This is a genomic window from Planctomycetaceae bacterium (genome assembly GCA_039680605.1).
In the GTDB taxonomy this organism is placed as follows: domain Bacteria; phylum Planctomycetota; class Phycisphaerae; order SM23-33; family SM23-33; genus JAJFUU01.
Map to the genome: position 1 here is coordinate 144,775 of JBDKTA010000044.1, position 24,493 is coordinate 169,267.

19 protein-coding genes are annotated in these 24,493 nt (G+C 64.6%); 11 read left to right on the plus strand and 8 right to left on the minus strand.

Going from position 1 to position 24,493, the window contains the following annotated elements; all coding sequences use genetic code 11:
* Positions 1-34: 34 nt before the first annotated feature.
* The gene (gene msrB / locus ABFD92_13455; protein MEN6505545.1) at positions 35-442 is read left to right on the plus strand and encodes a peptide-methionine (R)-S-oxide reductase MsrB; all 408 of its coding nucleotides are present in this window, start codon (positions 35-37) and stop codon (positions 440-442) included.
* Positions 443-464: 22 nt separating this feature from the next.
* On the opposite strand, the gene ABFD92_13460 is transcribed toward msrB, so the two are convergent.
* The 6 genes from ABFD92_13460 to ABFD92_13485 all read right to left on the minus strand — a co-directional run bounded on the left by ABFD92_13460 (position 465) and on the right by ABFD92_13485 (position 9,756).
* Positions 465-1,889, minus strand: coding sequence for a type II secretion system F family protein (locus ABFD92_13460; protein ID MEN6505546.1), 1,425 nt, complete (start codon positions 1,887-1,889; stop codon positions 465-467).
* Between the two features lie 12 nt (positions 1,890-1,901).
* Positions 1,902-3,107 carry a type II secretion system F family protein gene (locus tag ABFD92_13465; GenBank protein ID MEN6505547.1) on the minus strand — a complete coding sequence of 402 codons (1,206 nt, stop codon included), beginning with the start codon at positions 3,105-3,107 and terminating at the stop codon, positions 1,902-1,904.
* Positions 3,107-4,252: a GspE/PulE family protein gene (locus ABFD92_13470; protein MEN6505548.1), complete on the minus strand. Its 1,146-nt coding sequence runs from the start codon at positions 4,250-4,252 to the stop codon at positions 3,107-3,109. The genes ABFD92_13465 and ABFD92_13470 overlap by 1 nt, the downstream gene beginning before the upstream one ends.
* A 226-nt stretch (positions 4,253-4,478) precedes the next feature.
* Positions 4,479-6,869, minus strand: coding sequence for a right-handed parallel beta-helix repeat-containing protein (locus tag ABFD92_13475; protein ID MEN6505549.1), 2,391 nt, complete (start codon positions 6,867-6,869; stop codon positions 4,479-4,481).
* Between the two features lie 100 nt (positions 6,870-6,969).
* Positions 6,970-8,655: a hypothetical protein gene (locus tag ABFD92_13480; protein ID MEN6505550.1), complete on the minus strand. Its 1,686-nt coding sequence runs from the start codon at positions 8,653-8,655 to the stop codon at positions 6,970-6,972.
* Positions 8,656-8,736: 81 nt separating this feature from the next.
* The gene (locus ABFD92_13485; GenBank protein MEN6505551.1) at positions 8,737-9,756 is read right to left on the minus strand and encodes a substrate-binding domain-containing protein; all 1,020 of its coding nucleotides are present in this window, start codon (positions 9,754-9,756) and stop codon (positions 8,737-8,739) included.
* 429 nt (positions 9,757-10,185) lie between these two features.
* On the opposite strand from ABFD92_13485, the gene ABFD92_13490 reads away from it, so the two are divergent.
* The 3 genes from ABFD92_13490 to ABFD92_13500 all read left to right on the plus strand — a co-directional run bounded on the left by ABFD92_13490 (position 10,186) and on the right by ABFD92_13500 (position 12,954).
* Positions 10,186-10,308 (plus strand): PEP-CTERM sorting domain-containing protein, encoded by a 123-nt coding sequence (locus ABFD92_13490; protein ID MEN6505552.1) that lies wholly within the window; start codon positions 10,186-10,188, stop codon positions 10,306-10,308.
* The gene (locus ABFD92_13495; protein ID MEN6505553.1) at positions 10,305-11,105 is read left to right on the plus strand and encodes a DNRLRE domain-containing protein; all 801 of its coding nucleotides are present in this window, start codon (positions 10,305-10,307) and stop codon (positions 11,103-11,105) included. The genes ABFD92_13490 and ABFD92_13495 overlap by 4 nt, the downstream gene beginning before the upstream one ends.
* Positions 11,106-11,205: 100 nt before the next feature.
* Complete coding sequence (locus tag ABFD92_13500) at positions 11,206-12,954, plus strand: DNRLRE domain-containing protein (GenBank protein ID MEN6505554.1); 1,749 nt, start codon at positions 11,206-11,208, stop codon at positions 12,952-12,954.
* A 29-nt stretch (positions 12,955-12,983) separates the two neighbouring features.
* Here ABFD92_13500 and ABFD92_13505 read toward each other — a convergent pair whose 3' ends face one another.
* Positions 12,984-13,859: an AraC family transcriptional regulator gene (locus ABFD92_13505; protein ID MEN6505555.1), complete on the minus strand. Its 876-nt coding sequence runs from the start codon at positions 13,857-13,859 to the stop codon at positions 12,984-12,986.
* Between the two features lie 166 nt (positions 13,860-14,025).
* On the opposite strand from ABFD92_13505, the gene ABFD92_13510 reads away from it, so the two are divergent.
* Both ABFD92_13510 and ABFD92_13515 read left to right on the plus strand, forming a co-directional pair.
* Positions 14,026-15,009 carry a DNRLRE domain-containing protein gene (locus ABFD92_13510; protein MEN6505556.1) on the plus strand — a complete coding sequence of 328 codons (984 nt, stop codon included), beginning with the start codon at positions 14,026-14,028 and terminating at the stop codon, positions 15,007-15,009.
* Positions 15,010-15,020: 11 nt separating this feature from the next.
* Positions 15,021-17,411 (plus strand): right-handed parallel beta-helix repeat-containing protein, encoded by a 2,391-nt coding sequence (locus ABFD92_13515; protein ID MEN6505557.1) that lies wholly within the window; start codon positions 15,021-15,023, stop codon positions 17,409-17,411.
* Here the strand turns inward: ABFD92_13515 and ABFD92_13520 are convergent.
* Positions 17,362-18,579 (minus strand): substrate-binding domain-containing protein, encoded by a 1,218-nt coding sequence (locus ABFD92_13520; GenBank protein ID MEN6505558.1) that lies wholly within the window; start codon positions 18,577-18,579, stop codon positions 17,362-17,364. The two genes, ABFD92_13515 and ABFD92_13520, sit on opposite strands and share 50 nt — an antisense overlap.
* Positions 18,580-18,739: 160 nt before the next feature.
* Here ABFD92_13520 and ABFD92_13525 point away from each other — a divergent pair, with 160 nt between their 5' ends.
* The 5 genes from ABFD92_13525 to ABFD92_13545 all read left to right on the plus strand — a co-directional run bounded on the left by ABFD92_13525 (position 18,740) and on the right by ABFD92_13545 (position 24,493).
* A complete protein-coding gene (locus tag ABFD92_13525; GenBank protein ID MEN6505559.1) occupies positions 18,740-19,495 on the plus strand; it encodes a PEP-CTERM sorting domain-containing protein in 756 nt (251 codons plus the stop codon).
* Positions 19,492-20,706, plus strand: coding sequence for a PEP-CTERM sorting domain-containing protein (locus tag ABFD92_13530; GenBank protein ID MEN6505560.1), 1,215 nt, complete (start codon positions 19,492-19,494; stop codon positions 20,704-20,706). The genes ABFD92_13525 and ABFD92_13530 overlap by 4 nt, the downstream gene beginning before the upstream one ends.
* 192 nt (positions 20,707-20,898) lie before the next feature.
* Complete coding sequence (locus ABFD92_13535) at positions 20,899-22,317, plus strand: sulfatase-like hydrolase/transferase (GenBank protein ID MEN6505561.1); 1,419 nt, start codon at positions 20,899-20,901, stop codon at positions 22,315-22,317.
* 71 nt (positions 22,318-22,388) lie between these two features.
* A complete protein-coding gene (locus tag ABFD92_13540) occupies positions 22,389-23,450 on the plus strand; it encodes a hypothetical protein (protein MEN6505562.1) in 1,062 nt (353 codons plus the stop codon).
* Positions 23,447-24,493 (plus strand): DUF362 domain-containing protein, encoded by a 1,047-nt coding sequence (locus tag ABFD92_13545; GenBank protein ID MEN6505563.1) that lies wholly within the window; start codon positions 23,447-23,449, stop codon positions 24,491-24,493. The genes ABFD92_13540 and ABFD92_13545 overlap by 4 nt, the downstream gene beginning before the upstream one ends.

Here is a 24,493-nt window from a genome sequence, read left to right on the forward strand (position 1 = left end):
GCATTCTGCGGGCAGATCGTTAGAATGAGTTATCATGAACTTCCCCGTTAAGAAGACAGACCAGCAGTGGCGCGAGCAACTGTCCCAGCAGGAATTCCGCATCGCCCGCAAAGCCGCCACTGAACCGCCCTTCACCGGCAAGTACTGGAACACCAAAACCCCCGGCGTTTATCACTGCGTCTGCTGCGACCAACCGCTCTTCGACTCGTCCACCAAGTACGACAGCGGCACCGGCTGGCCGAGTTTCTATCAGCCCGTCGACCCGGCCAGCGTGGTTCTCGTCGAGGATCTTTCTGAAGGCATGGTGCGCACCGAAGTGCTGTGCAGCCGCTGCGGCGCCCACCAGGGGCACGTCTTCCCCGACGGTCCCAAACCCACCGGCCAACGCTACTGCATGAACTCGGCTTCGCTGAAGCTGCACCCGGCGGACAAGGCGGGCTGAGCCCGAGCAGCTCAAAGGGCATTTATTTGCCCGACATCGCGATCAGTTGGATCATCGGCAGGAATATGCTCAAGACTACCATCCCTGTCCAGCAGCCCAGGATGAGGACCATGACCGGCCAGAGGACGCTGTTGAGCACATTAAGGCGATAAGCATAGCGGCTGCGGCAAATGCCTTCGATGGCTTCAAGTGTGGAAATGGCTTGATTGGAGCCGTTCTCGGTGTCGAAGGCCCAGGCCAGCGGCGCGGAAAGCCCGGCCTTTCGCGCAGCCGGGGCGGGAAGTTGCCCGGCGCTCGTATCGCGATGCCACCTCTTGAGGCCGCTGCGCCAGCGGGTGTTGATGTCCAGCGTCATGGCGTTGGCGATGCCTTCATCCAGCGGTCGCCCGGCTTGCAGCGTCACGCGCAAGGCCTGGGCCGTCGAGAGCAGGCAGCGGTTGCGTTCGAACCATCCCAGCCCGGGCAGATACCACCTGAACAGATCAGTCGCAGCCAGAGGAAATTCGAGCATTCGGCGCAGCCACGGTCGGAACCAACTGAATAGCGAGATCGACGAAAAGCCCGCCACGACCACGGCCAGAAGAAGCAAGATGCCGGTGATCAAGGGGTTTCGCTCGAAAATGAATTTCGTTATGACCGGCAGGTTTCTGGTCATCTTGGAAAAGATAGCTTCGAACTTGGGCATGACGACAATGCCCACCATTTGCAGAACGAAGGCCGTAATGGCCAGAACAACGGCCACATAGGTTACGGCGCTGGGCCTCATCCGGCGATGCTCGCGGGCGGCGCGGGTGTAGTCGGCCTGAAGGCTCTGGAGATACGCCGGCAATTGCCCCAGTCGTTCGGCCATCGCCAGCCCCGCCAGAACGTTTACGGGGCAATTGGGATATGCGCCCTTCACCGCCTGGCTTAGAGGCAGGCCTTGCCAGAGCAAGGCTCCGGTCCCGCGCAGCACCGCGGCGATACGGTCTTCTCGTCCCTCGGCAGCCAGTTGCGTTGTTACCGTCAGCGGAAGGTTCTGTCGCACTCCGGCGGCGAGGGTCGTGATCAAGTCGACCGTCAGCGCGTCGCGGGAGCGTTTGGCGTAGAGAATCCACAGCACCACCGCCAGCACGAACAGCACCGGCCCGTAGGGCGGGGGCGTCGCCAGGAATCCGCCGGCCAGATTCAGCACCCACATGCCCACCAGGATGATCAGTTCCGCTTTGGCCACCCGGTGGTGCCACTGGTTGGCCCCGCCCCCCCGGCGCGTGGATAACACCAGCACCGGAACAATGATGAGGATTCCCAGCATCGCCAGGGCGGGCGCTAACCCGACGAACTGGCCGCCGGCCACTGCCGCCGCCACCAGCAACGGCGGGCAAGCCAGCACCGCGATCTTCGGCCGGCGCAGCGAAAGAGTTACGCATGCCGCCAGCACCACCGGGATGAGCAGGCTCCACCACATCGTGTTTTGGCCTCAGAACTGCTTGCCTATGTTCTGCAACAGTTCGATGTACGGGGCGAACATCGCGAAGACGCACAGGCCCACCATCAGGCCCACCAACAGCAGCAGCATTGGCATCATGGCCGCCTGCAGGCGCGACTGGTGGGCCTCGGTCTGGTGTACATACATCTCGGCCAGCCCGTAGAGCGTGTCGGGCAGATCATTGCGGCGGCTGCCGAGCTGCAGGGAATACAGGAAGAACCCGGGGATCACGGTGCAATGTCGGCCGGCCTGGACGATATCCTGCCCCTGGTCGATCTGCCGGGCGGCTTCCTGTGCTTCGGTCTCGATGACCTCGCTGCCCGAGGCTGCCCCCGCCAGTCGCAGGCAGTCGCTCATGGTATGTCCAGCGCTGACGAGCACCGCCATCGCGTCGGCCATCCGCGCCAGCATTCCGCTCCGGCAGGCGCGTCCGATGACGGGAAAGCCCAGCAGCGAGCGTTCCAGCGTCATCCTGCCGACCCGCGTGCTTCGCAGCGCCAACCCCACCACGACCGTCAGCACAATCACGCAGGCGATAGAGAGCCAGATGGGGCCCAACTGTTCCGACAGCGTCAGCATCGTTCGCGTATAGAACGGCAAGGCCCCGCCGCCGTGCAAGCCCTGGAACGACCGGGAAAACTCCGGAGTGACCCAATACAGCACGGCCGTCACCACCCCCGCGGCGATCGCCAGCACCGTCAGCGGATACGTCACGGCTTCCCAGACGATCCGCCGCGTGGTGCCCGACATTTCGACGTGGCGGTTGAGGCTGGTGAGCATTTCCGCCAGTCGGCCGGTGCTGATGCCCGCGCGCAAGATCTGGCCGTATAGCGGCGGAAAGAACTGGCGGTGTTTGTTGAAGGCTTCCTCAATGGTCGCTCCGGCTTCCAGATCAGCCGCAAGTTGCTCGACGAGTTTGCGAACGCGCGCCGAGGACACGTCGCCTGCCAACTCGCGCAGCGAACGCTCCAGCGGAAGCCCCGCTCCGGCGATGGCAGCCAGTTGCCGGTTGAACAGCAGAAACTCGCTGCGACCGATCGGCGTGGCCAACCGCTTGCTCGCCTGCACCGACAGCGCGCTGACCGTCAGGTTCATCCCCTGCAACTGCTCGCGGGCGTGCAGGTCCGAGTCGGCATCGATCGTCCCGAGCATGCTCCGCCCCGATTCGGTCAGGGCCTGGTATTCATACGTGGCCATTAGTTCTCCCCATCGTCACTGCGGCCGCAAACCCGCAGCAGTTCCTCGCGCGTCGTCACCCCGGTCTGCACCAGGTGCATTCCGTTCTGCCGCAGATTCATGTGCCCTTTGCGGGTCAGGAGATCGCGCAGCGTGTCGATATCGGCTTTGGCCAGCAGCGCCCGCCGCAGGTCGCCGTCGAGTTGGATCATCTCCGCGATGAGCGCGCGGCCGGAGAACCCGGTGCCCAGACAGCACGGGCACTGAGGGTCACCGCCGCGGCAAGCGGCGCAAAGGCGGCGCAGCAGCCGTTGATTGATCACCCCAGAGATGCTCGATGTCACCTGGTACGCCTCGACGCCCATTTCGAGCAATCGCAGCAAGGCTGAGGCCGGGCTGCCGCTGTGCATCGTGCTCAGCAGCAGATGGCCGGTCAGTCCCGCTTCGACGGCGATGCGGGCGGTCTCGGCGTCGCGGATCTCGCCGATCATGAGCACTTCCGGGTCCTGCCGCAGCAGCGACCGCAGCGCCACCGGAAATGTCATCTCTCCGTAGGGACCGATCTGCACCTGCGTGGCGCCGGGCAAATGCCGCTCGACCGGGTCTTCCAGCGTCACGACGCTGCGGCCGGGGAATCGCTGCAGAATGTGCCGCACGATCGCCGCCAGCGTGGTGCTCTTGCCGCTGCCGGCCGGTCCGGTCATCAGCAGCACCCCCTGGTTCTGCTCGGCGATGCCCTCCAGCACCGACGTGATAGCCGCGGGCAGACCCAGGCTTGCCAGATCGTCCAGTGACTGGTCCTGCTGGAAGATCCGCACCACCGCCCGCTGCCCGTGGATGGTCGGGAAAATCGCCAGGCGCTTGTCCTGCACGCCGGACCCGCCGGGAGAGGCAATGCGCCCTTCCTGTGGAATGTCCGTGCGGTACGTGAGCAATCCGCCCATCACCTTCAGCCGCGCGATGATGTTCTCGGCCACGCTGCGAGGGAGTTCCTCAATGGTCTTGAGCACGCCATCGAGTCGCAGTCGGACCTGCATGCCGCCGGCGGTGGGCTCAAAATGCACATCGCTGGCGGCGACGGCGGTAGCCTTGGCGAGGATTTCATCGACGATAGCAACGACATCCTGCGCACCAGTGGGGAACGATCTGGAATCGGCCTCTGTCATAAAGGAACCCGCCAATCAGAGAAAGACGGAATGAGCGTAACTCTGCGGCAGCCGATTATCAAGCTGCAACTCCGCCGTGTGGTGCAAGAGGCTCAAGAGGGGGTGCCGTGGCGGGAGGGCTTTAGCCCGACAGCCACGACGGTTGGGGGGCGGCGAGTCCGGGGATCGTGGCTTTCCGAGCCTGCGGCCCTGCGCGCCACGGCACCCGGGACGCGCACCCTGCTGGTTACTCGAATGTGAACCAGTCGACGAAACCGCCGCCGGTGAAGACCAGATAGACCGTGTGTGCGCCGGTGGCGCCGGCGGCGGGGGCGGTGTGGAGATGCGCGCCTTTGGCGTCGGCGCTCTTGATTGTCGCGACGACTGGACCGGTCGGATTGTCCAAGTGTACCGTGACGGTCGTGTCCTTGCCCAGATCACCCATCAGCTTGAAGGTCTTGTGCCCGCCGGCGCCGAAGTCCACGTTGACGTAGCGGGCCCAGGCGCCGTTGCCCATGTCGTAGACGCCCGTGCCCCCGATGGTGCGCAGGGCTTGCATGCGGTCGTAGTCCTCGGCCTGGATGCGGTCAGCCGCGGCCTTGCGGAACATCAGCGACTTGTCGAAGGGGAAGTCTTTGGTCAGGCCGATCTTTTCCAGCGGGATGGGCTTGAAACCCAGCTTGAGCGCGGGGCTGGCGGGCTTGAGGGCGTAATCGGCGTATGTCGAATCCCACGCCGGGCCCTTGCGGTCGAACTGCGGGTCTTCCTGCACGCTGTGCGGGTCGAACCCGTGGCGGCGGAACTCCCGGTGCGGCGGGAAGATCACGTTGTAGTCGATCTCCTTGAGCCGCGCGGCGCGGTTCATGCCCGTGGTATACAGCCCGCCGCGCATGTTAAAGATGTTGTGCGAGATCGAGATGTTCCCCCCAGGTTCGTACTGCGGGAAGACCGTGACCGTGCGGCCGAAGCTGCTGTCGGCGACGACGTTGTTCTCCAGGGCGTTGTCGAGGCCCTTGAGGTTCGTCATGCCGAACAGCCCGCCGCCGTAGCAGTGATAGATCACGTTGCCCCGCATCGTCAGGTAGTGGCTGCCGTCGTCGCCGTAGATCACGAACCCGTAGCCGTTCCAGTCGACGGCCTTGTCGATATCGTGCAGGGCGTTGTACTCCCACACGCAGTCGCGCCCGACGCCCCAGCTCTCGATGGCGCCGCAGTCGTGGCTGTCGCGGCAGACGTTGGAGATGTCGTTGTATGCCACATGCACGTTGCGCCCGTGCGCCGCTTCGAAGTACGTCTCAAGCGTCTTGGCTTTTCCGTAAAGTGTCTTGCCCAGCGCGCCCATTCGCAGACCCTTGTAGCTGATGCCGTAGCGCGGCGTGCGGGCGATGCGGTTGTGCGAAATCTCGTTGTCGCCCGATTGGTAGAACTGGATGCCCACGCCGTGGCCGGCGAAGAGCCCGCAGTCGTGGATGAAATTGTTCGTGATGACGTGCCCCTTGTTGACGTCCGACTCGGCGGCCGAGGTGAACTGCGGATCGCCGGGACGGAACCCGCACATGTAGATCCCCGCGAAGCCCGCCCGCTCGATCCAGCAGTTCTTGAGCGTGTTATTTTTCGCGCGCCCGGCCATGTATACCCCGGCCATGCCCGCGTTGAGGATCTTGCAGGCCTCGACGGTGATGTGGTGGGCGTTCTCGATGTGGATGGCGCCGTTGGCGTCGGAAAAGCTGTTGTTGCCCGCCAGGCCGAAGCTCGACGCGAAGTCGGTCCCGCCGAGGGTCAGGCCTTCGATGCGGATGTTGGAGACCTGCTTGTCAGGCCCGCTGCCGCGGATGTCCAGCACGCGCGGGGCGGTGGGAATGACGATCTCCTGGCGCTCGATGGGCCCGCGAGGCCAATAGTACAGCCAGCCTTCCTTGTGCTTGAGGCACCACTCCCCAGGCTCGTCGAGCAGTTCGAGCACGCCCTGGATCCACGCCCGACCGCCGTAGGGCTCCAGCCCCGCCTGCGGGCTGACCGTCAGGCGGCGGGCGGCGAAGTCGACGGCCATCACCTGGCAGAAGTTCGAGAACCAGTTGCTCTTCATCCAGATGAAGACGTTGGCGTCGGCGAAGTCGAACTTGTCCGGCAGCACGCCGGCGGGGTAGAAGTACCCGTCGCGCCCGGCGCCGCGGCCGCCGAGATACCCGCTGCCGCGATTGGGCGTGCGGGCCATCGGCTCGTCGCGCAGACCGTTGAAGAGCTGGAAGAACCGCCGGTCCTTGGGCACCGGCGCGCGATAGATCTGCCCCTTCCACTTCTGCCATCCGGTGACCGGCTTGCCGGCGTACAGCACCGCCTGCTCGCCGGCGGCGGATTTGTAGACGACAGAGTGTCCGCCTCGCCCGCCGTCGCGTTCGTCGAGGCGCAGCGGCTCGTCGAGGTAATACTTGCCGCCGTGGAGGACGATGGTCGCGTCAGCGGACATCCCGCCGGCGATCGTCGCCCGCATCGCGTCGCGCGCCTTGGCAAGGGTGGCAAAGGGCGCCGCAGCGGTTCCGTCGGCCGCGTCGCTGCCGGCAGGCGAAACATGGATCTCGCCTGCCGCAGACGCCGCAGCCAGCAGCAAGCACGTCAAACTGGACAGATACAATCGCATTGGGTGATCCCGATAGTTCGCGGGAGATAAAACCCCCAGCCCCAGTTGCCGTTTCGCCTAAAACGATTATCGCGCACCTGGACAGGCCGCCAGGCAGTCCTCAGGTTTGTTCCAGGCCGACGGCGGCGACGCGGTCGAACGTCTTGGCGCCCGGCGGCGAGACGTGCAGCAGAGCGCGGGCGGAATGATAGATGTCGCCCAATTCCTGGAAATACCGCTCGGAGGCCTCGGTGGCCTGTCCGCCCGAGGCGGTCAGCTCGCCATCCAGGGCGGCCCGCAGGAACAGAATGCGCCACCGCCATGCGGTCCGGGCCCAGGGGGGCAGCTTGGCGTCGATAGATTCCGCCAGGGCCCGCGTTCTCGCGGCCGTCTCGGCTGTCACGCTGCCCAAAATGTGATTGACCGGGGTTCGCGGCCACTCGCCGATCTTCCAGTCGCTGTAGTGCCCGTGGGCCAGTTCCAGCGCCTCGACGAGGCGGACGGCGTCGTCGGTGACGGCGGCCGACAGTTCGTACCGGGCGTACTCGCGCACGACATCGAGCGCCGGGCGGTCGGGCGACCATTCCATTTGCAGCAGGATGATCTTGTTGATGTCCTCGTAGATGCCTTCGGAGTAGGGAAATCCGCCTTCCACCAGGGTGCGGGTCTTGTCCCAGTGTTTCTGCCAGTGTGCCGGCCGCGGGTTGGCCCCGAAGCCGCCCCAGGGATACATCCCCTCCATGCTGATTTCCGGAAAGTTGACGGCGGGAAAACCGCCCGGCACGCCGTGCGTGAGGGGATACTGCGGAAAGGTTCCGTAGTCGTCGATCATCAGGTAGTCGACCCAGTCGGGTCTTTCCGCCTCGAACGTGCGACTCAGCCCGGACCACTCGCCGCTGGTGAAGTGGTCGAAGTACCAGGTGCTCAGGACCACCTTGGCCGCGGGCATGACCTGGCGGATGACGCCCGCTTCGGCCTTGGCGGCCTTGAGGAATCCCGCCGCGCCCCAGGGGGCGCAGCGGCTGCAGGTGCACCCGCCCTGGTCGTACGGCCAAATCCAGACGTACTCGATGTCCAGGTCGGCGAAAGCCTCCAGCATCTGTCGGCGGTCGGCGACGATCTGCTCGATGCCGCCCGGTACGTTGGGGCAGATTTCCACGTGATAGTGTCCGCCGGGGGGGCTGGTGTAGCCGTCGTGCCCGGCTGTCCAGTCCGCCCGGAGTGGCTGGGGGCTGTTGGCGTAGCCTTCATTGGCCAGCGTGGTCAACCCCGCGGCGATGCCGACGGAGTTGGCGGTGCTGAGAATAGCCCGCAGGCGGTCGATCATCTCGCGTGCGGCCGGGTCGTCGATGCCCTGGTAGTGGTGCATGTCGAACCAGACGCTCAGGGCGTTGCAGCCCCACAGGGCCAGTTCCTCGACGTATCGCTGCACCTGGGCGATCGGCGCGTCATGGTAGAAGTTGTGGAAGTGGCTGGCGAAGTACATTGCCCGAACGGGCTTGACCGGCACGCTCGTGCCGCGCCACGCCCCGGCCCGGAAGCGCCCGTTGTCGTACGAGGCGTCGCGCAGAAACCGCCCGACGCCGTAGAGCAGCCCGCGCTCGTCGTTACCGGTGATGGCCACCGCGGACTCGCCGGCGTCGGCAATGGAATATCCTTGGGTCCCGATCCCCGCGGCGATCGCCAGGCGCACGCTCGCGTCGGCGGCAGAGCATCGCCGGCTGGCGACGCGCTCCAGCAGTTCGGCGCACTTTTCCACCATCGCTGTGCGAGGGGCGGTGCATTGGATCTTCAGACCTTCGATCATGGGCCGATTCCTTATCAAAGGCATCATTATCCCGCGCCGGCCGATCTGCCCGCCATGATTACATGAAGAAATATCTGCGGACTAATCCCGCGACGCGATATTCGCGGTGAAGGTTCTTCGCCACGCGGTGGGAGACAAGCCGGTGGCCTGGCGCAGGATGTAGATCATGTGGTTGACCGTCCCGTACCCGCAGCGGGCGGCGATCTCCTTGACGTGAAGCTTTGTGCTCTTAAGCAACTCCTCCACCGCCCGTATCCGCCGCTGGCGCAGACGCGTGCTCGGCGAGCAGCCCAGGTGCTTCTTGAAAGCCTTGTTCAACGCGATGATCGAGATCCCCACATCGTCGGCCAGCCTCTGGATCGTCAACTCCGGATCGCCATAGCGCTGGCGGATGATCTGCATGGCCTTGGCGACTCCCGGGTGCGCCACGGCAGTCACGTCGCTGCTCTGGCGCACCACCACCTCGCGCGGCGCCACGTACACCGGCTTGCGGGGCGGTCTCTTGCCCTTCAGCATGCCATCGAGCACGGCCGCCGCCTGATAGCCCTGGGCGTGCCAGTCCATGTCGATACTGGTCAGAGGAACCGACGCGCCTTCGCAGATCGGTTCGATGTTGTAGCAGGAGATGACGGCGACTTCTTCGGGCACGGCGATTGCGGCCTCGTCCAGCGCGGCCAGGGCGTCCAGGGCGGTCCAGTCGCTGTCGACGAACAGCCCCAGCGGCTTGGGCATGGCCGAGACATGCTGGACGAGCCAGCGGCGCTGGTCGGCGTAGTCCCAGAAGAACCCCGGCCCGCGCTTCGACCAATCCAGTTCATGCACGGTCGCTCCCGCGTCGCGGGCGGCCTGCTCGAACCCGTCGCGCTGTGCGTCCAGGGCCCAACTTGAGCCCATATACCAGTAGGTCAAGTGTCGAAAGCCCGCGTCGGTAAGGTGCTGTGCGGCCATCTGCCCGCTGGCGCGGTAGTCTAGAAGCACGTAGGCGGCGCGGATGGATGGGTTGGGTGGGTATTCGGTGGCGACCAGGGGAACCGTAATCTCGTCCGGGCGGATCTGCCACTCCCACACGCCTGTTGTCAGCACCGCGTCGGGGCGGGACATTTGTACCTGCCCCATGGGGGTAAGGTTTTGTCTATGGGAAAAGACCGTTGCCCATCCCGCCCGTCTGCCGTACTCGACCGCCCCACGAGCAAAAGGATGATACACGTCGTGTCCCAGAAGAAGCACGCGAGGAGAATCGCCGGAGGTTGGGGGCACGGCCTTTCTTCCTTTCCATGGTTATACGAATCGTAACATAAAAAATAAAGATATGGGGTATCCTTTTACCGAGTCTGTGGCATAATAGGCCACGATGGACAATGCCTGGCCATGGGGCGAGGGCCATATGGGCGGACAAATGAGGCGACGGCAGTGGTTGTGGCATCAGTTCTGGTCTCTGTCATGTCGCCGAAAACGGAAGGAGCAGGATGATGAAACAGCGGAGCGCTGGGTGCAAACCTGAGCGGAACCATCGGTGGATACAGTGCCACGTTGAGCGTAGACGATTCCGGCCAGGACATTCTCCTGACGGTCATCCCCGAGCCGGCGACGGCCTGCCTGCTGGCCATCGGCGGGCTGGGTGTGCTGCTGAAGCGCATGAGGCATAGAAAATGAAGCATCTGGCGATCTCAGTTCTGGTCGCGGCGGTGCTGGCGGGTGCCTCGGCGGCGCCGGCGGCGGAGGTGCTGTTCCAGGACGGACTGAACAGCTACGCTGGCACTGAAGACACGTCCCTGGTGCAGAATGCAGCCAACAACAACTACGGCGGGCGGACGACGCTCATCATGGGCCCGCCCGGTTCCGGCCAGCAGCGGGCTCCCATCATCCAGTTCGACCTGAGCTCGATCGCCGGGCAGTACGAGAGCATCGAGTCGATGAAGCTGCGATTCTGGGTCTCCAACACCTCCTCCAGCGCCACCTTCAACCTGAACCTGCTGCGCGAAGGCAACGCCGGATGGGTCGAGGGATCGTCTAACGGAACGACCGAGACCGGCACTTCAACGTGGAACTATCGCGTGTACAACACCCAGCAGTGGCTTGGCGGCACCAGCGGAGCGCGGCTGGCGGCCGACGTCTACGGGGCCGTGGCGACCTTCACGCTGTCCACCGCGACTACCCCCGTCGGCACGATGGTCGAGATCAACGTCGACCCCGCTGCTCTGGCAGCCAATGTCGACACGCTGACGGAGATCGTCGATCTCTGGACGCGAGGCGGCGGGTCCGACAACGCCGGGTTCCAGATCTACGGCGGTTACAACGCCTCCTGGCAGGTTCATTCCAGCGAGTCGGCCACACCCGCCATGCGTCCGCAACTGGTGATCGAATATTCCCCCATTCCCGAGCCCGCCTCGGCCTTGCTGTTGGTGCTCGGTGCCTTGGCGGCATCAGCACGCCGACGACGATGGAAATAGTCAGATGCGAAGTACTCAAAAGTGCAGCGGGCGCCCGTTGGCTCATCAGGCTGTGTGGGCAGGAGATCAGGGCATGTCGGACAAATGTGGAATCTCTAGAGTGATCTTGCTGGTCTTGGCCGTGGCCGTTCTTCCGGCGGCGGCCTGGGGCGAGCCGGTCCTGCTCAACGGCGACTTTGAGACCTTCGGCGCCGACCTGACGGGGCACGCGGTCTTCGGCGAGACCGAGGGGCGCTACGCGCTGCCCAATTGGATCAACCTGACGCTCGACCCGGCGCATGCCTTCATGGCCTGTGGCGAGTATGCGGCCTACGAGTCGACCCCCAGCACCAGCCGTTATCTTCGCCTGGCCGACCCGGACGGGCAGGTCACGCCGTACAAGACCGGACGCATCGCGCAAGACCTGGGCGTGATGACGGCCGGCGAGACGTATATCTTCACGGCAGAGGCGTTCAACTCGCGAATCAACCCCAACACCTTCCAGGCCATCGGCAGCTTCATCGGCGTTGCGGGCGGGGCCGACGCCGACACCCTGCGGGCCGCTGCGCCCCTGGGCGGCACGGCTGCGCAGACCGTGGCGGTCGCCACCGGCACGGGCGAGTTCAACTTCCAGTACACCGCCACCGAGGCCGACGCGGGCAACCATCTCTACATCCGCCTGGACGCCTACCAGAACCCCGCTGGCGTGTACATGTACGGCGGCGTGGACAACGCGCGGCTGACGGTCCTGGTCGACGGCAAGATCAATGTCGCCGGCAAAGGCGCTGCCGGTGTGCGAAGCGAAATCGGCACGGACCTGACGACCGAGTACGTCTTCCGCCAGGATGCGCCGATTACGATCAACGGCCAAGCCGTGACCACCGTCGTCGAGGGCGAGCCCCAGCCGGTGGTCTACACGGGCACGCAGGACACGTACGTATGGGCGGGCGACGCGGGTACGGCCAACACCCACGGCAACGATGGCAGCATGACCATCGACCCATCGGCGAGCGGGTCGAGCTACGACCAGGCGCAGGGATTCCTGCAGTTCCAGGGCATCTTCGGCAGCGGGCCCGGGCAGATTGCCGCGGGCACGCCCGTGCATACGGCTGTCCTGGACCTCTCGCAGACCAACGGCATCGGCTACGCCCCTTGGTGGGTGTACGCCCGCCGGATGAACGGCTCGTGGGATGAAGACACGCTCACCTGGGACAACGTCACGCTCAACGGCAACACCGAGCCGGGCTTGCAGTATGACGGCGTGGAAGCCCAGAACGCCATCGCCTGGATCATCCCGGCCGGCGCCCGCTATGCGTACTTCCGGTACGCCATCAACATGACCGGCGAGATCGCGTACTTCTCCGATCACCCCGACGAGAACTACGGCTGGGCTCTGCCGCCGACGGCTTTGTTCGACACCAAGGGCATGGACGTGACCACCTCCGAGGGCGGCGAGGCGGAGCGCCCCGCCCTGCGCGTGTACGTGGACCTCGGCCAGACGATCACGACGATGGCCCAGGGGCAGACCTACGTCTTCGAACTGGGCGACCTCGCGGGCTTCGACCAGCTCCTGGCGTACAAGTTCGGGGCCGTCAACGAGGCGATCCTCGACCTCAACGGCTCGATCCTGGAGATCGGCCTGCTGGACGGGGCGGCGATTTCGCCGGGGGCATACCGCCTGCTGCTGGCCGACACGCTGACGGGCGAGTTCGACCAGATCATCCTGCCCAGCATCGCCGGCCTCACGTGGGACACCAGCGGTCTGACCGCCGGCGGCGACGGATTCATCCGCGTCATCCCCGAGCCCGCCTCGGTGTCATTGTTTGCGCTGGGAGCCGTTACGGCCTTGGCGCGCCGGCGTCGAAAATAGTCGACAAGAGGTTTTCAAATTCGCCGGTGCTATCCCTTCATTTGTTGACGGAACCTGCCGGGCGTCGTGCCAAAGTGCCGGATAAATGCCCGCGTAAACGCGTGGCGCGTCGAGAATCCGACCGCCCAGGCAACGCGCTCGATGCTGGTTCTTTCGGATCGGATCAGTATCGCTGCCCGCTCAAGACGCAGGCGCGCGACGTAGCGCATGGGGCTGACCCCTGTCTCGGCGATGCTGACGCGCCGCAAGTGCTGGACGGAGAGGTTGACGATTTCGGACATCTCGTCCAGCGTCCAGCGGTGGGTCAGGTCGGCATCGACGGCCTTCCAGACTGGTCGCAACCGGCTGGGGGGGCGAGAGCGATCGATCAACTCCTTCGCGCATACATCGATCAGCCCCGCCCAGTGGGCCATCAGGTGTTGGTTGCCGCTGGTCTGATGCTCGTGCCGCAGGCCTTCGGCGGCCAGTCGCAACGAATCGATGTCGGCGGAAAGCACCTGCTGGGACGTGATCCCTCGCACAATTGGATCTTCGCAATCGGCCCGATAGCGGACTTGGACAAACTGATGCGGGGGGCGGCCGACCGAATGAGTCTGCACCTGCTGGCCGGGGCAACAGAGGTGAACGCCGGGGGCAGACACCATATGCCAGGTTCCGTCGAACAGAGATGCCCCCGCTCCCCGGACCTGGGCCGACACCAGATAGCAGGGGAATGACGGCTCGCGGTACTGGTCTTTCCCGCAGTGGGTAACGATGTAAACCTTCTCGATGCCCAACCTCTCCAGAGCCGGCAGCACTACGGCATCGCACATCCAGCAATCGTAATTGCGACCGGGCTGATAAAGGAAGGAATTGGCGATGTTCTTTTGGGGCAACACGCTTGCTCTTTTCAGACCTTGGCGCATTTTGGATTCGATGTATCTTATAACGTGAATCGGGCGATGTGTCAAGGCGACGACCTGATTTGGGTGTGGCAAATAAGAGCGTCTGAGTATCTTTTAATTACGTCTTGCGGGAGATGAGATTGAGTCTGCTGTCAAAAGCAGAAAGGATCGCAGAATGATGCCTAGCATGAAATCGCGAGTGGCATTGGCGATTGGGTTGCTTTCGGTTATGGACGTTTCGGCCTCGGCGGCCACGATCACGCTGACGCCCAACTATGACGGGTTTGTTGCTTACAACTCCGTCGCCAACTGGACGGGCACGACTTTTGACGCGGGTAATTGGGACTCGCAGGTGGCAAACCGGGACAGCCGCGCGTTCATCCACTTCGACCTTAGCGGCATCCCAGTTGGCGCTACGATCACCAGCGCAACCGTCACCTTCTATGTCACGCAGAAGTACAACTTTGGCGGGTTGGACCTGTACAAGGTGAACTCTGCCTGGACTACCGCCATGGCCGGCAGCACGATCCGTGCATTGGGCGTGACTTCATTGGGAGGTCTTTCGCCGGTTACCGCGGGTTCCTCGCCCAGCAAGGCGATTACCTCAACCGTCCAAAGCTGGTACGCCGGGGCCAACTACGGCTTGAGCATCCGAGGCACCGAAGGATTCACTCAAACGGGCTTTCGCCTGGCCTCGGCCGAGTACAGCACCGCCAGCCGCCGGCCAACGCTGGTCATCGACTATCTTCTGGCCGCCATCACGGGAACTCCCTCTCCGGGCGTGCTGGACCTGGGCAGCGTGGGCGCCGGCGGACCGCCGCTGGCGCTTGGCCTGGCGGTTGAGAATACTCTCGACGCGGGATCCAACCTGATCCTGAGTGGCATTACCGGGCTGGGCAATGGGTTCAGCCTTCAGGGCGGCAACGCCAACGCCACCCTCGTCGGCGACGGGGTCTCCGGTAGCGGGCCGGACCTCGAAAACCTTATGTTCAGCTTCGATCCGACCGGATTGGCCGAGGGCAACTACTCCACCGATATCACCATCCACAGCAACGCCGGTGACCTGAATTACACGCTCAGTGCCATCGTCATTCCTGAGCCTGCGACAATGGTCCTGCTGGGCCTTGGCCTGGCCGGGGTGCTCCTCCGCAGGCGGCGGACCGCCGACTGATCGAGGTCCCAATGAAACTTGCAGTCCTGGTGCTCCTGGCGGTTGCAGTCTGCCCGCAACTGGCAGGGGCAACCGACTACTACGTCTCGACCAGCGGCTCCGACACAAACGCGGGCACGGCCGCCAACCCCTTCGCGACGATCCAGGCGGCCGCCAACGTCGCCCAGGCCGGCGACCGCGTCCTGATCCGCGGCGGGACCTATCGCGAGAGCGTCACGGTTCAGCATTCGGGCACGGCCGCGGCGCCGATCTCCTTCCAGGCCTGCGCGGGCGAGTTGGTGACAATCACCGGCCTGGATCCGGTCAGTACCACGTGGACGAGTTACAGCGGGCCGATCTATCAGACCGACATTTCGACACCGGTCAGCCAGGTCTTCGTCGACGGCAAGGCGATGAACCAGGCCCGCTGGCCCAACCCGGTTTACAACAACCCGCTGGATGCGAATATGGCGACGGTCAAGGCGGCCTCGGTGCATGCCGCCCCGGCGACCACCACCATCACCGACAGCGCCATCACCGCTCCCAGCGGCACCTGGACCGGCGCGAAAGTGGCCGTCACCTCCGGCAGCCAGTGGGTCACCTCCAGCGCCGCAGTCACCGGTCAGTCGGGCAGCACATTGTCGATCCAGTGGACCGGTTCGACCTCGTCGAGCTACAGCCCCAAGGCGGGCAATCCGTACTACCTCTACGGCACCGTGGCGGCCGTCGATGCCCAGAAGGAGTGGTATCACGATTCCACCGCCGGAAAGCTCTACTTCGTCGCCCCCGGCGGCGGCAGCCCGGCCACCCAGAACGTCGAAATCCGCACGCGCGACGTCGGCCTTGATATCGGCAATCAGTCTTATGTCACGGTCAGCGGCGTGCGGTTTCAGGCCGCGACGGTCAAGGCGGCCGGCGACCACAACACCATCACGAATTGCCAGATCCTCTACCCCAGCGCCCCGACAGATCCCGGCGGCTGGGCCAGTCCGGCCGGCGTGACCTTCAGCGGGCAGTACAACACTCTGAGCAACTCAGAGATCGCCTATTCCTATGGTGACGGCGTGACGCTGCAGAACTCGCACAACACGGTGCAAAACAACGTCATCCACGACGTGGACTGGTCTGGCACCGACGGGGCATTCGTGAAGACCTCCGGCGCCTCGGATAACACGATCATGCACAACACGATGTACAACGCCGGCCGAAGCGGCGTGCTCCACCGCGGCGCGACGCAGAACACCACCATCACCCACAACGACATCTCCCGCTATGGCAAACTGACGAAGGATCTCGGCGGCACCTACACCTGGGGCAGCACCGGCGAGGGCACAGAGATCGCCTACAATGTCGTCCACGACGCCGACTCGCCGGGACTGGCTGACGGGATCTACCTCGACAACTACAACTCCGGCACCACCGTCCACCACAACGTCGTCTACAACGTCGCCACTGGCATCCGCCTCAACACGCCCGCCTCCGACGATGTCATCGCCAACAACACCCTCTGGGGCGTCTCGGCCGCGATGGCCACCTATGCCGTCGACGGCGGCACGATGACCGGCTGCCAGACCTACAACAACCTCGCCAACCAGGGCACCTGGCTGGGCAACTCCAAGGGCAACAACCTCTCCACCACCACAAGCCCGTTCGTCTCGGCGGCGGCCGGGAACTTCCAGCTTCGCGACGGCGTCGCGGCAATCGACTACGGCCGCGTGATCGCCGGAATCACCGAAGGCTACACCGGCGCCGCCCCGGACGCCGGGGCGTTCGAGCGCGGTGTTGCGCCTTGGACCGCCGGGGCGAGCTTCACCTCATGGCTGGCGCCCAACCAGACCCGCGCATCGCTGGCAGCAGCTCTGTACGTCAAGCCCGACGGCACCCGTGTGACCACGGGCGACCTGGTAGCCGGCAACCCCAACTCCACCGCCGGCAGCGACAACCGCGCATTCCTGGTCTTCGACTTGTCCGATGCGCCGCAAGGCCGCAAGCTTCTGGCGGCCACGCTGCGGCTCTACCAGGCTGACGGTACGGGCAGCACCTACGGCAGCGTGAAACTGCACGAGGTTCTCTCGCAATGGACTGCCGCGACCGTGGCGTACAACCAATCCGTCGGGTCGGGCATGTCGTTCGGTTACGACGCGGCGAACCTGGACTTCTATCAGGACATCGACATCACGGCCATCGTACAGGCCTGGCTGGTCGACCCGTCGAGCAATCGCGGCCTGAGCCTCCGCGGCACGGAAGGCTTCTCGCTGACGGCCAAGTACTTCGGCGGCGCCTACGATGTGACCCCGCCGGAACTGGTGCTGACGTGGGAAAGCGTCCCCGTTCCCGAACCCGCCTCCGCAGTGCTTCTACTGATTGGCGGTCTTAGTGTTCTTTGCAGGAGTCCAGGGCATCTTCTGATGTCTGGGCGTTAGTCTTTCTTCGCCACGCTCGGGGGGGCAGGCCGGTGGCGGTCTTGATGTTGCGGATGAACTGCTCGATGGTGCCGTAACCGCAGGCCGCGGCGATGTCCTTGGCCATCAGGTCGGTGGCGGCCAGCAGCTTCTTCGCTTCCCGCAGCCGTCTCTGGCTCAAGAGGTTGCTGGGCGATCGGCCCAGATGCTTCTTGAAGGCCAGGTTCAGACCGACCATTGAGATTCCCACGCTGCGGGCGATGCTGCCCACGCTCAGGTTCCGGTCGCCAAAATCGTTTTGGATCATGTGCATCGCCCTGGCCACGCCCGCGTGCGGCACGGCCATCACGTCGCTGCTTTGCCGCACGATCACGCCCTTGGGCGGGACGATCAGGGGCCTGCGGGGGAGGCGGCCGCCGTTGAGCAGGCGGTCGAGCATGGCCGCGGCCTGGTAGCCCTGAGCGTGCCAGTCCATGTCCACGCTGGACAGAGGGATGATGCACCCCTTGCAGATCGGCTCCATGTTGTAGCAGGAGATGATGGCCACTTGGTCGGGCACGAGGATTCCCGCCGCTCGCAGGGCCGTCACCGCCTCGATGCCCGTCCAGTCGCTGTCGACCATCAGGCCCAGCGGCTTGGGCATCTGGCCGACACGCACGCCCAGCCAGCGGCGGAAACTCTCGAAGTCCCACGTGTACTCGCTGCCGCGGGCGGCCCAGTCCAGTTCGTGCAGCGCCGCCCCGCCCGCGCGGGCGGCTTGGATAAACCCCTTGCGCTGCTCGTTCAGCGCCCAGCTTTCGCCCATCCAGCAGTAGGTCAGGTTCCGAAAGCCCGCCGCCAGGAAGTGCTCGGCCGCCAGTCGCCCGCTGGCGCAAAAGTCCAGCAGCACGTACCCCGCGCGAACCACCGGGTGGGGCGGATAGGTCGCGCAGACGACGGGAACGCGCACGTCAGACCAGTCCGCCTCGTCGGCCCACAGCACTTGGCCGGCGATCACCGCCTCGGCTTGTGCCAGATGGATCTCGGCCGAGGGCTGAAGATTGCGCCGGTGAGAGAAGGTCAGGACCCACCCGGCCGATGCGGCGTATTCCAGGGCGCCCAAGGCCAGCGGGTGAAAGTGGTCCGTGTGCATGAACAGCACCCGTCGAGGCGAGGCGCTGACGGCCTTGGGGCGGCGCGTTTTCTTCATCGCAGGCTCCTTGTGGCGGTTCAGACGCATATTATAATAATGTCAAGTCCTGTTTATAACAACATATATTGTAAAAATACGGCTGCATGATATACTCAATACAGATAGGCGGTCATCTGCGCAAGACATCACCATGAGTTCTGAAAGGAAGGATACGGTTATGAAAAAGATGGCATGGGCATTCATCGCGACGGCCACACTCGTGCTTGCCGCGGGGACGGCGGCAAATGCGGCGTACTCGTACGGCTACGTGTGGGATCGCTCGGCCGATTTTGCTTTGGCGCCCATCACGAATCCCGACAATGACAGCCAAGGCAATGCCGTCTGGAGGTGCGCGTATTCGACGGGGGGCAGTTTCACGTACCAGAGCGGCGCGAAGTGGTATCAACAGACCGGCACGGCCCTGATATGGGATTCGTCGTGGTTTGGCGGGGGCGCAGTGTGGGCTCGCGCGAATGACAAGACCCCGGTTGCTTGGGGCTCAGCCATGGTTTACGCATCTCAGAGCGGTGTATCAGCCAGTTACGCGCCTCTGGTGCAGTGGATCAATCCCGCCGGCAACGGAACGGTCGTTGAGATCAACGGGACGCTGACGCGCAGCACTACGGTAGGGACGAGCAACTACGACTTCGCCGCCGTGTGGTATGACGCTTCAGCGAACACATACACCGCTGTCGCGCCGGGCAGCGTGGCGTCAACCCTCTACAGCACCACGTCGATCTTTACATTCAACGCCGTCACGCTGACCTTGGACGCCGGTGATTTCATCCAGTTCGGGATCAAGCCGCACGCCCCCGCGGGCGGCGACTACATCACCATGGAAGACAACATCACCATCACGTACATCCCCGAGCCGGCGACGGTTGTGCTGCTGTCCGCCGGCACCGTGGCCATGCTGAGGCGGAGGCGGGCATGAGATATTGCCCGGCCCTTCTGGCAGCGTGCATCCTGATCCCCCTTTCCGCCTCTGCGCGGGGGCAGGACTGGGCGTGGAACGTGGCGGTCTCGGGGGGGGACATCTGGCTGGCCAGCAGCGGCGGTGGCGTGCCGACGTTTGACTATCGTATCGGGGCCAGCGGGGCGATCTCCGAGATGCGCGACGTGCCCGACGCGTATCAGCGCCTTCTGAGCCCCAGCTACGCCGGAGAAGCCACCGACCGCATCGTCCAGTGGACGGCCTGGTCCAATACCGTCCGTTACGAGGCGACGAGTCTTCCCGATTTTGAGAAGCGATTCAACCTAACCCAGGGCGGCAATTTCGCCGGCACGATCTCGCCGACGATGGCCGTCGAGTACAACCCCGCCGCCGGACGTCTGGACGTCTACTCCGTTCCGCAGGACCAGTGGAAGACCGAGAACGCCGCGGCCATGCAGAGCAAGTTCAGCGCCCTGACTCGCTATGAGATGCTCGACCAGGGTGTGCTGGCCGTCCGGCGAGTCATCCGAGTCGGAGCGGTGACGCTGCAGGGCGCGCCCGCCACATTCGATCACCTCTACATCGAGGGCTGGAGCCCCTTCGACCGCTCCAGCACGACCTTCAACGCCCTGGCGCTGGGCCTCGACGCCGCGGGCAATCCCAACTGGTGGTACCGCGCGGGGTACAACATCCCCATGTACCCGGGCTTCGACGTCGATACTCAAACAAACGGCTACGCCGTGGTCTACGATGAAGACGCCTATGCCTCCAGTACGGCCGTGGGGCTGGTCTTCGGCAAGAGGCAGATTGTCTCCGACGGGTCCGCCGACAAGTACGAGGTGAACTCGATGGACTGGAACAACGGGATCGGCATTCTTCCCGGGCTGACGATGTACGATGTGGCCGAGGGAAGCATTATCGACCAGACGATCCTGCTCGTGCCTCGCCGCCAACTCGACGCGGGCATGCGCGATCTGCTGGTCTCGCTGGTCGGCCAGGTGCCCGCACCGGTTCTTTGTGCCCCGGGGACAACCTTCACGGGAGAGTTGGCGATGATCGTTTCGCGCCTGAGCGGTTATGTCGATGCCTCCGGCCAGCGGACCGACCATCTGGGCGGCATGTTCACGCCCGTCCCCGAACCCGCCTCCGCCTCGCTGCTGGTGATCGGGGCCGTTGGGATGATCCTGCGTCGTCGGAAGCGCTGCCGGTGATCGGCAAGCTGCAGCAGGCCGTCGGCCGGCGACAGCGGCGCTGTGGGCTGGACGCGGGGCTATCTCAGAAGTAGCATGGGCATCTTGCCCATGAGTAGCACGGGCGTCCCGCCCGTGCAAATCGCCGCGACATGCCAAGCCGCCCGTGCTACGGGACCGATGCGTTCACTCGTTGACGATTGAGGAAAATGAATGAAACGACGTGAGTTTCTCCGTGCCGCGGGGGCGGCGGCCGCGGCGGCAGTGCTGCCGCGGTTGGTTTTGGGGCAGTCGGCGCCGGCGGCGCGGCGGCCTAACCTTATCGTCATCCTGGCCGACGACATCGGCGCCGGCCATTACGGCTGCTATGGCAATGCCAAGGCGCGCACGCCGCACCTGGACGCCCTGGCCCGCGGCGGCGTGGCGTTCCGGACCTGCTGGGCCACGCCCATGTGCGGGCCATCGCGGGCGCTGCTGGCGACGGGGCACTACGCCTCGCGAACGGGCATCTATCACAATTCGCTGTCAATCCCGGTCAGGGGAGCGAATCCCAATGCGTTTGCCTCACAGCACCTGACCTTCGCCCGCGTGCTCAAAGAGTCCGGATACGCCACGGCCATCGCCGGAAAGACAATGACCCTCGGCGGCAAGCTCGGCTCGCCCGAGGTCGGCTTCGACGAGCACTGCGTCAACCACGAGTCGTTCACGCTGCCCGACGGCTCGCGGTTCGACGGGCCTTCTGAGGGCTCGTACAAGGTTCCCAACGCCAAGCCAATCCCCAGCCGCTACTGGCACCCCTGCATCGTCCGCAACGGCAAGGCCGTCAAAACGGGCCCGCGGGATTTCGGGCAGGACATCTACATCGACTTCGCGATCGACTTCGCCAAGCGGCACAAGGACCGCCCGTTCCTGACGTACCTGCCGATGGACCTGGTGCATGGCATCGCCGGCGGGGGGCTGCCAACAACGCCCGCGTCCGGGCGGCCGGGCAAGAACACCGGCGGCACCGTCGACGACTGCAACAGCTATCTGGACGTTCTGGTCGGACGCATCGTCAAGGCGTTGGACGAACTGCACCTGCGCGAGGACACGATCATCCTGTTCACCAGCGATAACGGCGACGGCCCGCGAGGCAAGACATGGGCGACCGAGCAGGGGGCGCGCGTGCCGATGATCGTCAACTGCCCCGGCCGCGTGAAGGCCCGCGGGGCCACCAGCGCCCTGACCGATTTCGCCGATGTGATGCCCACACTGCTGGATTTCGCCAAGGCCGATCTGCCCAAGGGTTATGAGCTCGACGGGCGCAGCCTGGCGCCCTTCCTGGCCGGTCAAGCCGGCGCGACGCGGGAGTGGATCTACAGCTACATCGGCACGGCCCGGATGATCCGCGACCGGAGATGGCTGCTCGAAGGCGTCGATCCGCTGGGCGGTAAAGCCGCCGGCCGGATGTACGACTGCAGCGGCCGCCCCTACCGCGAAGTGACCGGTTCAAAGGATCCGGAGGTCCAGGCCGCCCGCAATCGCCTGGGCGAGATCCTGGCGAAGATTCCGCACATCGATCCCAAGGACCCGCCAACCGCCGCGAGATTGGCCAAATACAAAAAAGCTCCCTACAGGCATCAAGTGCCTTAGAATGGCGGCCCGCCCGTTGTCCGTGAAGCGGACGCCGGGTCCGAACAAGAGGAAGGCACAATGGGACTGAGATGAATTTGACCGACTATCTCGTGATCGACGATGTCCAACTGCGGCGATTCGACGACATGTATGCCCGCTACCGGCGGCTGTACGACGACCCGGGCGGTTGTCAGCCGATGATTATCGTGAACACGCCCCTGCCGCCCCAGCCGACGTGGCAGCAGCGACTGGCCGATCCGCTGGTCATGCTGCAATCGGAGCTCGACGCGATTCGTCCGCACCTGGAACTCGGCGACGACCGCGTGCCCACGGTGCGGGTCCAGTTCGGCACGGCGCAGGTGGCGGCCGCTTTCGGCTGCCGCATGCACATCAACGAAGACAGCCCCCCTGCCGCGGGCACCAGCGTGATGTCGCGCGCCCAAGACGTGTACGACCTGGAGATTCCGCCTCTCGACGCCGGATGGTATGGCAAGCTGGCGCAGTGGACGGAGATCTGGAAGGCCAACCTCCCGCCGGGCGTGCATATCCAGCACCCCGACATCCAGAGCGCCTTCAACTCGGCCCACCTGATCCGCGGCAACGACATCATGACGGACTTCTTCGACCACCCGGCCGAGCTCGACCTGCTGCTGGACAAGGTGACCGACTTCATGCTGGCGATCACGCGGCACGTCAAGGCCGCCATCAGCGACGACCGGGACTGGTTCTTCGACTGGGGCTCGATGTGGAAAGGCGCCGCCCGCATCAGCAACTGCACGATGCAGTTGATCTCGCCGGAGCTGTACCGCCGCCACGTCCTGTCGCGAGACGTGCGATTCCTGGAGACCATCGGCGGCGGGCGAATGCACTACTGCGGGATCACCGGCGCGGTCATCGACGACTTCCTGGCCATCCCCGCACTGACGGGCCTGGACATCGACGTCGGGCGGCACGACTTCTTCGACCTCTGCGACCGCACGCCCCCGCAGGTGGTCCTGGTGACTTACTTCGACGGCAAGAGTCCCCAGATCGAACGCCTGCTCAGAGGCCAGTGGCCCCGGAAGCGGAACATCATTATGAGCACGTCGGCGCCGTCGGTAGACGAAGGCCGGCGCCTGCTGGAGAAGCTTCGCGATTCGATTCCCGGATGAGCCCGCGGGTCTGGAGCAGTGGCGAAGCGGCAGGGCACGCCCAGCGCAGCCGCAACGTCATGACCAACACCGGCATGGTGCATGGGGTCAAAGACACCATGGCGCACCTGATTTTCCTGGACGAGATCGCAGAGAAGGTTGTCGACTTCGGGCCCCAGGCCGGGGCAGTGCGTTACATGCCCGTGCCGGAGATCATGGAGCGGGCCGACGTCATCATCAACGTGCCCAAGGCCAAGACGCATTTTGTCGACCCGATCAGTTGTGCCTGCAAGAACTGGATCGGCGTGATGCCCATGAGCTTCCGCCTCTGGGCCCAGCGCGAGGTTGAACCCTACTACGCCGGAAACGCCTGGCTGCTCAAGAAGTTCCGCCCAACGCTCAATGTCGTCGACGGCGCCTGGGCCGGCGAGGGACAAGGCCCCGGCGGAAACGACCCATTCTGGTGGGGATGGATCCTCGCCTCGACCGACCCGGTGGCCGTCGACGTGACCGTCGCGCGGCTGTTCGGGCTGGACCACACCAACATCCGAATGGCCAACGAGGCGGCGAAGATCGGAGCGGGCGTCTGCGACCCCGAGCAGATCGAATTGACCGGAGCGACGCTGGAGGAGGCCTTTCGCAAGGTCAAACCCGCCGATCCGAGCGTGCATCGCTTTCCGTGCAACGTGATCGTCGGCCGGCGCGGGGCGACGATCGAAGGCACACTGGGGCACTGGAAGACCATCGCCGACGGGTGGATGGGAGTGGGCCTGTGGAAGCTTTTCACGCTGCGGGGCACGCCGACGTTCTTGTTCGGCGACGCGGACGACCCGGACTTCGAGCAGCACCTCAAGGACGGCCCGTACATCGTGCTCGACGATGCGGCACAGGACAAGTACAAGTACGACCCGCGCGTGGCGTTCGTGCCCGGATCGCCCGTGCCCCAGTCCTACATGCAGAATGAAATGATCGAGGGCATGGGCTTCGGCGGCATCTACCAGGCGGGTCTGGCCGTCGACAAGATGATCCAGCACGCGCGAGGCGTCCTGCAATCGAGGGGCTAG